The organism is Shewanella surugensis, from assembly GCF_023284005.1.
GTDB classification, from domain to species: Bacteria; Pseudomonadota; Gammaproteobacteria; order Enterobacterales; family Shewanellaceae; genus Shewanella; species Shewanella surugensis.
On sequence record NZ_JAKIKS010000011.1, the window covers coordinates 57065 to 68595 of the forward strand.

The 11531-nt window shown below is 40.3% G+C and carries 9 protein-coding genes and 1 pseudogene; all 10 read right to left on the reverse strand.

Annotated features, from left to right (window positions below; genetic code table 11):
• Position 1: 1 nt before the first annotated feature.
• Positions 2 to 1144: an efflux RND transporter periplasmic adaptor subunit gene (locus L2764_RS04565; protein ID WP_248939062.1), complete on the reverse strand. Its 1143-nt coding sequence runs from the start codon at positions 1142 to 1144 to the stop codon at positions 2 to 4.
• Positions 1145 to 1659: 515 nt separating this feature from the next.
• Positions 1660 to 2715, reverse strand: coding sequence for an aldose epimerase family protein (locus L2764_RS04570; RefSeq protein ID WP_248939063.1), 1056 nt, complete (start codon positions 2713 to 2715; stop codon positions 1660 to 1662).
• Positions 2716 to 3017: 302 nt separating this feature from the next.
• Positions 3018 to 3428: a hypothetical protein gene (locus tag L2764_RS04575; RefSeq protein ID WP_248939064.1), complete on the reverse strand. Its 411-nt coding sequence runs from the start codon at positions 3426 to 3428 to the stop codon at positions 3018 to 3020.
• 206 nt (positions 3429 to 3634) lie between these two features.
• Positions 3635 to 4039, reverse strand: a complete 405-nt coding sequence (locus L2764_RS04580; protein ID WP_248939065.1) for a hypothetical protein — start codon at positions 4037 to 4039, stop codon at positions 3635 to 3637.
• A 372-nt stretch (positions 4040 to 4411) separates the two neighbouring features.
• Positions 4412 to 4771, reverse strand: a complete 360-nt coding sequence (locus L2764_RS04585; protein ID WP_248939066.1) for a VOC family protein — start codon at positions 4769 to 4771, stop codon at positions 4412 to 4414.
• Positions 4772 to 5145: 374 nt separating this feature from the next.
• Positions 5146 to 5781, reverse strand: coding sequence for an EF-hand domain-containing protein (locus L2764_RS04590; protein ID WP_248939070.1), 636 nt, complete (start codon positions 5779 to 5781; stop codon positions 5146 to 5148).
• A 3-nt stretch (positions 5782 to 5784) separates the two neighbouring features.
• A pseudogene (locus tag L2764_RS04595) lies at positions 5785 to 6366 on the reverse strand (DUF924 family protein); the annotation flags it as partial.
• Positions 6367 to 6591: 225 nt separating this feature from the next.
• On the reverse strand, positions 6592 to 6957 hold the full coding sequence (locus L2764_RS04600; protein ID WP_248939067.1) for an alpha/beta hydrolase: 366 nt from the start codon (positions 6955 to 6957) through the stop codon (positions 6592 to 6594).
• A 539-nt stretch (positions 6958 to 7496) separates the two neighbouring features.
• A complete protein-coding gene (locus L2764_RS04605; RefSeq protein ID WP_248939068.1) occupies positions 7497 to 8303 on the reverse strand; it encodes a class I SAM-dependent methyltransferase in 807 nt (268 codons plus the stop codon).
• Positions 8304 to 8919: 616 nt separating this feature from the next.
• On the reverse strand, positions 8920 to 11163 hold the full coding sequence (locus tag L2764_RS04610; RefSeq protein ID WP_248939069.1) for a putative glycoside hydrolase: 2244 nt from the start codon (positions 11161 to 11163) through the stop codon (positions 8920 to 8922).
• Positions 11164 to 11531 lie beyond the last annotated feature (368 nt).

Sequence of the window (11531 nt, forward strand, 5' to 3'; positions counted from 1 at the left end):
GCTATTCCCCTTCAGCCTGCTTTTGATTTGGTTCACCTGTTCGAGGGATCGCCTGCTCAGATTGCGGCATACGAGAAACCGTCATCCCCTGTGCCAAATAGGCTGCCCCAACAGCAACAATCTCTTCATTGCCGCTAAGCCCCTCTGTCACTTGTATTTGATCGCGTTTCATACGCCCGACTTTCACCGCCTTCGCACTGACGGTCATAGTGTCTGGATCGAGTACCCATACTTGCGAGCCTAAAACCGAATTAGCGACCACCGCAGAAGACGGGATCCAAAAAACAGGCTCGGCTTGAGTGAATTTTGAAAAATCAATCACCACACTGACAGTCATGCCAGGTAATACCGTAAAAACGTTAGGTGATGGCATGGTTAAACGCACTTGAAACGTTTGCGTATCGGGATCGGCCTTGGTGGCTATTTCTTTAACTTGTAATGGGAAATGATGTTCTTTCTTGCCGTCAAACTCAGCGTAAACAGTAAGATTTCGCTTCCTTTCCTCTACTGCACTCGCCCGTAAATTTCGTACGATGGACTCGGGAATATTAATCACCACATCTAAACTATTGACTCCTTGAAGAGCAAAAACATCCTGCTTAGCAGCAATTTCTTCAAAGTTATCGACAAATCGTCTGGCGACTTGTCCGGCAAATGGGGCGGCTAATTGCGTGTAAGCCAATTGCTGTTTAGCATTCGCTAATGCCGCAGTGTCTTTTTTAAAATCGGACTCCATCCGATCATAATCCATTTTTGAAATATAACCTGACACAATGAGCTCTTTTGCCCGCTCAAAATTACGCTTTGTTTTATCATAGCTGGCTTGTTTGTCTTGAACGTTGATTTTGAAATCAGTATCATCCAACTCAGCAAGAAGTTGATCTTTATCAACCAAATCCCCTTCTTTGACCCACAACTTATTCAAAGTACCACTGACTCTAAAGGCAAGATCGGCCCGCTGGGAGGCTTCAACTCGACCTGGAAAATGACGAATAGTGCCAGCCTCACTCATTTCAACTTTAAATATTTTTACCGGACGAATAATAGGCTCTGTCGGCGCTAATTCTTTTTTCTCACAACCCATTAAACATAATACAACGCCCACCAAACTCAAACTGATCAACCCCTTCCCCATTAGAGACATTTGTTTTCCTTAAGCTTCCTTGTCGTTATATGCATAAGCTTAGGTGTGATAATGCGAAGCTGCTGATTTTTATAAACAGAGTTATGGCTGTAGTGATGAAACGAGCGTCGTTATTAAAGAATAATTGAAATAAGAACGGCTTAATGAGCAAACAATCAACGACCCCACGCCAAGGCTTTTCGCTTAGGCTCAAATTCGCTACGCGAAGAGGGGTATCTAAATGACTCCAAACTCTAAATACTTCTACGCCGCAAGCAACGAGGAATTAAACCCTACTGAGATTAAAAAGACCAAGAGTCTTATACCTCAAACCCTTTTAGGAGCCCTATGCGATTTCAATACGCACCGCAAATGAAACGTTGGCCGTATTAAAATACATCAATGAACATTATGCTGATATTAATTAGTAAGAGTAAGGACAAATTTTACCCATTGCATTATATGAAGGATGCATCAATGTCGTCGCGGGATAACACATGCTTCTGGGCAATACGGGTATATAAGGGTGGTGATGTTCATTCCGATGCCTCATAGGTTGAAAAGTGATACTCGATAACTTGATGATATAACTCTCCTGCTTTTAAGGGCTTTACGAGTAGATTATCCACATTCATGCCATTAGGATAATCTTGTGCTTCTAGGCAAAAACCGCCATGTTTTTTTAATCGAGTACCATCGCGTGCAGGAGTATTGTTGAGGTTATTACCCGTATAAAACTGTAAACAAGGTTGGGTGCTTTTCACTACCAGTTTAATACCCGTTTCTGCACAACAAACCACAGCATGTGGTTTCAACTTCCCATCATTCAAACCGATAATATAATTTATGTCATACCCACCCGCTAATCTCATTTGCGGATTGGGGTTTTCAATACCAAAGCGAATAGGACGCGAATGCGAAAAATTAAACTGGCCGTGTTGCGTCGATTCTATTTTTCCGATTACAAGGAGTGAGCGGTTTACTGGCGTCATTGCTTCAGCATAAATTTTGACTTCATGATCTAAAATATGATCACGGCTTCCTAAATTAAAGTAGGCGTGGTTTGTCAGATTTACATAAGTATCTCTATCGGAAATCGCTTGGTATAAAATAGCTAAAACATTATTGCTGCTCAAACGATAAGTGACAGAACAATTTACATTCCCAGGATATCCCATCTCACCATCAGGACTGGTGTAAGTGAAACGTATGACTGGGTTTTCATTTTCTAAGACAGAGGTTCCCAGCCACATTTTACGCCCAAAACCTTCATGGCCACCATGAAGTTGATGTGGCGGTATATTGTCATCAAGATGATAGGTTTTGCCATTGAGTTCGAAACACGCATTAGCAATTCTGTTTGCATAACGCCCCACCGTCACCCCTATATGTTGCCGATCTTTTTGCTGACCGTCCAACACATCAAAACCCAAACAAATTTCCTGAGACACGCCATGAGCATTGGTCAGTTTAATAGAGGTAATTGCCGCTCCAAATTCTGAGAGACTGACATTGCATCCGTTACCAGAATTCAACGTAAAAAGGGTACAACTGTCTCCGTCATCCGTTTTACCAAATAATTGAGTAGCCATAGTTTGCAATCTGTTTATTATTTGTTGTCATCATAGTATGAAAGATTTTCATAGAAAATCCATCCGTTGCTATATACCCAAGCCTGAGGGGTCCCTCAGGATTTTGTATATGAAGGGCAATGAACATTAAAAACCAAAACCCCTCTAATAGCACTATTTATCAATTACTTAAATATTGACTTTGTGACTAACTTTAATACACCCTGCGTCATCAATGATAAAATCAGCCCGGCCTAAAATGCTAAGTCATGACAGCGTCGCTTTGATAAAATCATCAAGGCGACTGTCTTTTTACTGATGATTTATGTGCGCGAGTAAATCGCTAATACAGGGAACTTACTCTTACCAAAGGCGATGGTAACCGAGATGGTTTCATTGCCATTAAAAGTCTGGTAAAACGCTTTCGGAAAAATATGATCGCCATTAGCCAAAATAGCTAATAAATGCTCTTGATTTAACGTACGTCGGCCTGAAGCCTCATTTTTTATTGTCAAGACGGCCCAGCGCTCACCTAAGTCATTACTCATCAGCACATAACTCTGAATGCCAAAATCACTCATATCGGGCTTGATATTGTCTACATTTGGAAAAGCCAGATCAGCTCGGTTTAACGCAACTTGGTCGACGGTAAGTGCTTCACTTTCCTCTGACGTAGCGGGAAAAGCCACACATAACGCAATCACAAACAAATATTTATTCAATGAATTTTTCAATGGAACCCCTAAAATATAACATCCGCCCCAAAGGGCTATTTTCAATCGGTTTTTTCACTCTAATTATTAACGTATTGTTTTATTGTCAATGTCGGTCTCCTTATCAATAAAAAATATCCTCCTCGGCTTATTAAGTCACCTCATGATCCTGATAAAAGGGATCGAATCAATCAGCCTGATCAATAAACAAAAACCGTTAAGTCGTTTCATTTGTAGGATGATTGATGGCGTTGCTGTGATAGCTTGGATGCGGTGATTGCTTGCCAATGAAGCCTTATCACAATGAGTAACATCACCGAGTTAATACCTAACGTTACCCAAAAACTGATTGCTAATGGGAATAAACTGGGGACAAAAGGAACCAGTGAAATGCCAAAACCAAGCGTCGTTAACAATACTGCCGGATAGAATAACAAATGCCCCCAATGACGCTTTAAAAACAACCCTACAGCAGTCGCCAGTAACAACAAACTCCAAGCAATATTAAACAAAATAGGGAACAGATTATTGCTAAACGACACCCCTCCGATGAAAGAAAACATTCTCCCATTCGCCATTAGCGTAATAATGATCAAAGAAGCAATCACTCTGTGACCAAGTAAAGCTTGCATATATCCTCTTCCTTTGACTAAAAGCAATATGTAGACCGCTCTATTTCATTGCAATACGAACGCTAGATCACCACATAACAATACACTTCGCCACTCTAGGACTCTTACTCTGACCCTCGGCCTCATCTTTTGTCAGTAAACCATTTTATTTGTAATGAAAGGTAGCATTACTGACTGACCACTGTAAACAACTGACTGTAAAATAATCAATTTACCACCAAATGCTAACCATTGCATAACCTTTAACCAACCCTTTACGGAGCCATTTAGTGAGTCGAGGTATGATCAAATGCCCCCTTATGTAAGAGGCTAGCCAAAGAAAGGACACAAAACGAGTTAGCCGTCCCGCTTTACATTATTGTTAAGCGTTTGCTAAGTACTCATTAAACACCACACTGCAAATTCATTACCACTAGGCTCGATAAAATGGAAGCGACGACCTCCAGGAAATGAAAAAATTGGGGCTGATATTTTACCACCCGCTGATTCAATGACTGATTGTGTATGTTCTAAATCATTACTTTTTAACACAAGCAAAGCTGAGCCATTAGACGCAACAGACGTTAACTCAGATTGATAAAAACCACCGTCAAGTCCTTGATCAGAAAAAGCAGAATAGTCTGGGCCAAAATCTTGAAATGACCACCCAAAAGCTTTTTCCAAAAATAACTTTGTCGCTGGAATATCACTTGCAGGAAATTCTACATAATTGAGCTTTAAACTGGATGACATAACCTAAATCCTCCTTAATAACCTTTGTATAATCCGCATGTGCGATCAGCACAACTTTTATTAACCATGTAACCAGTACTTACTCAGCAATAACGCATCTTGCTAATATGTCGTATCATAAATAATTTATGTATTATTGACTCAGTTTTTCCAGAAAAATAATGATGGCCAAGTGCCGAACCACCTGCCAAAGCTTCCAACTCGTCACCTCAATGATCCCAAGTGTAGCACTGGCTTTATTTTCAAAAACTTACACTTTCAATACATTATAGATAAGATAATTATGAGTGTCTCGGTTAGTTGCTACCCAATACATCATAATAAATATCCTCAATGTCATGTTCTCAAGACATGTGATACTTTCTTTCCTTCTTTCAGTCTTTGATGTGTAATTCAATCACGAGTTGCTGAAATTCACCCCGTGAAATCGATTTATTACCATCAAGATCTGCATATTTGAACATACTCTCAACCTCGGAACGAGTAATTCTCGGATTAATCGCATTAACACAAAAAAACAACTCCTCAATGCTGATTTGTCCATCCCCATTCGAATCAAAAATTGAAAAAAAATCGCTAATAGTTGGAGGAATTGACAATTCCTCCAAATCTGTTTCCATTATTTCAATAAACTGTTCGAAACCAATACCAATTAGGCCATTTCGATTATGTTGTCCAAGGTTGGTAACAAGATTCTGAAGTTTTTTCTTGGAATAAGTCTTTCCAGTCGCTTCGAATATCACGGCAAGTTCTTGAGCATCTAAATTCCCACTTCCGTCAACATCAAGTTGGCCAAACAGTGTCAGATATTCATCCTTAGTTTCTTGAGAAACTCGATAAGCTGACAATCCAACGTTTCCACCCGTTAACAGGTATTCAAACTGCTTTTGAGCTTTCAACTCACTGTAAAATAATGTCCATAACGCATTGGGGTTTCGACCAAACACCATTTTTCCAGTCTCCGGATCAATGCGAGCAGCAAGATCAAACCGATGAGAAGGATCGAGCATAAATTCGATTTCCTCAGGAGTTGATTTCCTCCTGAGTATGCCATTACGATGAGGAAAATGACCAAATTATTCAATGACCTCCAAATGTTTGATGAAAATTGACCTAAATCCATGAAAATCAGGTGGCAAACGCTCTTTAATTTCCTGATAATGCTGAACACATCGCTTTTGAGATTCAAGATCTTCATGGTGAGTTAAGATCAATGCAGGAGTAAATAACTGATGAACAGGAGAGAGAACAGATTGCCAATCATGTGGCTTATTGACAATTTCTCGGGAGACCTTCTCGCCTGCAAACATAGCAGTAGTGTCACGATAAATATTACGTGGAAATTGATCAACAAGAATCATCAGTCCAAGGCAACCAATCGGAGATTGCATCCAATAATTATAATGTCCTTTAATTGCTAGCTCAACATGCTGACCAAAACAATGGCGAATATCTCTGTCAATCACAGTGCTTTTCTTAAACCAACACTCTACACATTTAAGAGCGTCAGGCGCTTCACTCTTCCCTTTTATAAACATGTAGTTAACTAAACACTCAATCAAGTTGTGATCAACCTGTGTTAATGGTTTTTTCATGATTTATCCGCCGTAATAGGAGCTTTCAGGTACATCCTGTCAACATAATATTACCACTTGAAATCATTTCCCCCCCAATAAGCATCTAATTCTTGCAAGCTTCCAACCAGTCCTTTATAAATAAACGCGTAAATGGATAATAAGCTATAACCCATTTAGGGCTCAAGAACACCCGAGCCATTATCTAAGCCATATATCAATAAATGAATTTTTATAATGGAAAGCTTATAAAAATGCTTCTGGTAACAACTCATTGATGAGAAACTGGCTATATTGATCATTGACCGGATCATACTCAATGCTACGCTGTGGATCAGGATGGTGTTCTGGTTTAGTCGGTTTTTCGATAATGCCGGGGTTGATGAACACACAACCCGTTGTAGGGATCTTTTTAGCCACCATTAAACGGTCAATAACTTGAACTGCTTGCATTGGTTTACTTTCATCGATGTTGTAATAGCCATCTTGGAATACCATTAAATTAGCTGGCGTATTTTCCTCATATTGCGCTGGCACATACAGCCAGTAATCCCGGATCGTTCCACTATAAATTTGACTTCTAAACGTCTTTTTAATGCACTGACTTTCCATACAGTTCAACTTTCCCATTCTTTATTCACATACTTTGCTTACATCATGTCCATACAGTGCCACTACCCTCGCCTTCTTAACGACACTCAATGGCCAAGGTTCATTGCATAGAAAACACCCACATCCTTCATTTGAAGACCTTGAGAGTCATCATGGCTGAACATTATTATCAATCAATGCGAGTGTACTAAAAAAAGTCTCTAAACAGGCAGAGGCTTTGCCTTGTGACGTCTCAATAAAGTATCTGCACAAAAGCCTGCAGCGGCAATTAACATCAGTAAAGCTATGGTTGCCATTAAATCATCAAATACAAACATACTAAGACGCTAATCATGACTCACCCAGTGTGAATGGGAATTCACGACTTTAAGCCTCACCGCAGGTGATAAATCAAACAATCCACAACCTCACCCCGCTAGAAGCGATAGATAGCAATGAAGATATGACTATCACCAAACCTAGTAAAAATAAAATAACTCCGATAAGAAAAATGTCATCAACCTTCATTCAAAGTCCTGCTTACTTTGGCGCATAACAAATTACAATTTAACGGATCTTACCGCTATCATGGTTTGCATATATTGCTCAATAAGGAAACGAGGACTCGGGTGATCATCCTCATAAAATCCTGATACCACAAATCCAGCCTCCATCTGTTGACCAATCTGTTGTGTCAATGTATGACCAAAAACTAATGCATCTCCATTTAACAGTTTCTCTTTATAGTCCTTTTCTTCCAAGCTACTAACGTCAGAATAAGGCAACACATATTTAGGCTTCAGTAACCCTTGTTCAATTGTTAGCGTATCTTTATCAAATACAAAAAGAACCGGATTATAAAAACTGGTCAGCAATACGCCACTTTGTTTCAACACACGGTAACACTCTCGCCAAAGTGTATCCAAAGCTGGAATGTATAAATTTGAAATAGGTGAAAGGATAAAATCAAAGGTGTTATCACTAAAAACGGAGAGATCGCGCATATCACCTCGAATGGTTTTAAGCGTCAATTCATCCCGTTGAGCGATGAAATCATCTTTATCCAACTGGCCTTTTGATATATCGTAAACGGTAACGTCTGCACCAGCAGCAGATAGAACGGGAGCTTGCTGACCTCCGGCGGACGCAAGACAAAGAATTTTCTTTCCTCTTATATCCTTTGGTAACCAATCATCATCTAAGGCTTTCTTGGTTATATGAACATTCCAATGCCCTTGTTTCGCTTGCTCGATAATGTCATGTGATACAGGCTTAGACCAAGCCCCATTTGCTTGCGCATAACCATCCCAAACAACACCGTTGTGCTCAACGACATATTTATCTTTATCTAAATTATTTTCAGTCATAATACATTTCCAGGATAGCGACCATCACTGCGCATTCAATAATAAGCCTATTAATCACATACTTATTAACAATACGCTTATGATGGCAGTCGTTTTTTAACCCTCAATGCCTAATACATGTTCAGGTTAAAATAGACACCACAGATAATGCTTATTTTAAAATATGATGAAACTGCTAAGCATGGTTCTTCTTCGATAATAGAACGTATAGAAACAATAGCAGTAAGAAAAATATCCTTATGAACATATCTGCAACGACAAAATACACTTAATCATTATAAAAAATAATAGTGTAATTTTAGCTACTTGTTCATATCGGTATTCTCCATTTTTGAAGGGTGATAACAGTTTAGACAGTCGATAATACCTCTCCAGCCCTCAAGCTTCAACCGCAATCCAAATAATAAAATGCTCATCTTTGAATTGTGATTTCGTTATCGATTAAACACACTGCTTTGGCTTTTCCTCTTTGCTTTCAGAGATATCCAGTGTAGATGCAACTACGAGTTTCGACTTCAGGGATGAAGCCGTAAAGCGGCCAAGGATGGCTTCACAGTGTCTCGTAGAGGTATCTGCACAACAGTCTGCCGCAGGCTATTTACTGAAATAACCCTAATCAAAACTGATACCGAAAATAACCACCCGATGCCGCGTTATCTGGATACCAGTCAAATTCTATGGGCGTTAAACCATCCACATAAAAATCGTTATTGCCGAACACAATAAAATTCATAGCGTTAGTTGGGCTGCCGATCCAATGTAGTGGTAAAAATACCTCACCCGTCTGGCCGCTCCAAATCCTGCCCATTTCGTAACCACCACTATTGGGTGAGACAATCCAATGCCAATCGTTCCCTGTACCAGAATATTGGTAAACGTTTACCCCTTCGATTAAATAATCAGCGCCAATGGGAAAAGTGTTAATACCAGCAAAGCTGCCTTTAAATCCAGTTGTAGGATCATCGTCACTATCGATAAAGACTTGAAAACCCCAGCTTATGTAGATGTTGGTTTCATTGGTATAGGCCATCAGTAATTCATTTGTATCGGTCGTATGAACAACTTGAATACCTCTCCAATTGGCTTGATTGCCTTGACCACTGATATGACCCGCAGCGCTGACTTCATTGATATCGTCAGGATCAACAGGATATGCTGCAATCGTCGACCAATCTCCTAATAAACCATCTAACGTAATTGAGGACTTAAGAATAGGATTTGACATTGGAGTCGCAAGTGAATACGTCATACCCGGATCGTCTTCATTCCGACTACCCTTGGCATCTTCTGCATAGACTTTGACACGGAAATCATCCCCCATGGTCAAACCGGAAATAGCGGCTTGGTTGGCGCTATGAGCGATTGGGTTATGTAACCATGCTGGATTGGTTGTGAAGGCTACATCATCATGCACAGCCATACTGCCTGTTGACAGGTTTTCAACCGAAATGTCGTAATGGACGGGATAAGATTGATCGATGGCGGTATCCCACGTAATAACAATATCCGTTGGTGTCGCCCCTTCTGCAACAGATTGAGCGCCTACTCTCATATTGGTATTCGGCGTGTTATATAAATGATGACCCGTATTATCCCAAATGGGTGCTGTACTATCGTTGTGGCTGTCTGGTAACAGATCCGCCATCGCCAAACTATGAGTGGCTAAATCACCGTCCGGTGCTAAATAGTTAACCAATCCCATTTCTCTTACAGCAATCTCAAAACTATCTAATTCAACATGTTGACGACCACTTTGATAATCTAAACCAAACACGGTGAAGCCATCTTCTCGATTCGATTCAGCAATGACTTTGGGGGCGCTGTTAAAACGGTTCTCGTTATAGTACTCAGACACACCATTTGCTCCATCCGTTGAGGGATCGCTGTCATAGCGAAAGCTCTCAAACAGAAACGCATTCACGTAAGGGCGAATACTGTAGTCAATTGCGTATTCGTTCGTGATAGGGCTTTTAAGCCCAGGTGAAAAGTAAAATGCGCCACGATTGGCCATCACGAGTTTATTAGGATATTGATCGCTAATGAATTTAACCGTTTGTTGCATGGCCTGAGCAGTCCAAGGGTACCAGCCAGCATTATCATAAGGCCCTGCCGTATCAATAGTATCTAAAAAGAACCCATCAAAACCGAAGTTCCCTGAGCGATCACGAAGATTGGACGAGTCTCTGCTACCCGCTAATTGCTGTAAGCCTGCCTTGTATTGGCGGCCGGCGACATTTGCTGTGCCAATCCTCATGTTATCTAATACCCAGCGCCAATTCGCATCGGGATACACCATAAACCCATAAAAGTGAGGATTTAAATCTGGTAGACCATCGGGGGTTAAGCGAGCAGCCGTTGTCACACTGTCAACATCACCGTTTGAGTGATAAGTGACTGTTTGTGTATCTACATCCATATAAAAGCTCTGTAACGTCGTAGCGGGTACAGTGACAAGTTGATTAGAGGATGGATCGTATGTCCTCATCCCAGTGCCGTTGTCTAATGCGGATTCTAGGGATTGATTAACATAGTCTTCACCAATACTGATGTATCCCAACACCCTATTCACCCCACCCGCTTTTAAAGCCTGAACAATTTCGGGAGTGAAGGTCCATTGGTTTGGTTGAACCACGACCACATCAAAGCCAGACAAAGTGCTAATGATAGATTGATTAATGATCCAATTATCTGGACTGGCTTGGGTATTAGTATAAAAATCATTCCCGTAATAAACAATAAATTTGGAATCACTGTTTATGTCAGGGATCGGCCCTCGATCAGCTAACACGTTTGATGTGAGTACTGTTGTGAGTAGTGTTGAGAGGGCTAAAGCGTGAAACGTTAAATTGGGAGTATTCATGATCATTAATCCTTTAATGAGAAAGGCCATAAACGAGTACTGTAAAAGGTTAATGATTAATAATTAGCACCAGAATATGACGAACTATTTGAAGATATGACTGATTATAGAGGCAAAGTACTCAGTAAAGAGTACTGAAGTGGCATAGGTAAAATGTCACCGTTAAACAAGTCCATCGTCAACCGCATTCATTGCTCCCTTAATTTTAGTGTCTAATGATGACATCAGGCATTAAAATGGGTAAATGTTCCCCCAAACGAGCTATAGTCGTTTCTGGTGTATGAGGATAAAGCATTGCGATGTAACCTGTTAATTGATCTTGGCCGATCAACAATTAACAAAAGGAACATCGCAATGACTAAAAATGA

Excerpts from the sequence above, each read along its gene's own strand:
- L2764_RS04565 (WP_248939062.1), bottom strand. The coding sequence starts at position 1,144 with ATGTCTCTAATGGGGAAGGGGTTGATCAGTTTGAGTTTGGTGGGCGTT.
- L2764_RS04570 (WP_248939063.1), bottom strand. The coding sequence starts at position 2,715 with ATGGCTACTCAATTATTTGGTAAAACGGATGACGGAGACAGTTGTACC.
- L2764_RS04580 (WP_248939065.1), bottom strand. The coding sequence starts at position 4,039 with ATGCAAGCTTTACTTGGTCACAGAGTGATTGCTTCTTTGATCATTATT.
- L2764_RS04585 (WP_248939066.1), bottom strand. The coding sequence starts at position 4,771 with ATGTCATCCAGTTTAAAGCTCAATTATGTAGAATTTCCTGCAAGTGAT.
- L2764_RS04590 (WP_248939070.1), bottom strand. The coding sequence starts at position 5,781 with ATGCTCGATCCTTCTCATCGGTTTGATCTTGCTGCTCGCATTGATCCG.
- L2764_RS04600 (WP_248939067.1), bottom strand. The coding sequence starts at position 6,957 with ATGGAAAGTCAGTGCATTAAAAAGACGTTTAGAAGTCAAATTTATAGT.
- L2764_RS04605 (WP_248939068.1), bottom strand. The coding sequence starts at position 8,303 with ATGACTGAAAATAATTTAGATAAAGATAAATATGTCGTTGAGCACAAC.
- L2764_RS04610 (WP_248939069.1), bottom strand. The coding sequence starts at position 11,163 with ATGAATACTCCCAATTTAACGTTTCACGCTTTAGCCCTCTCAACACTA.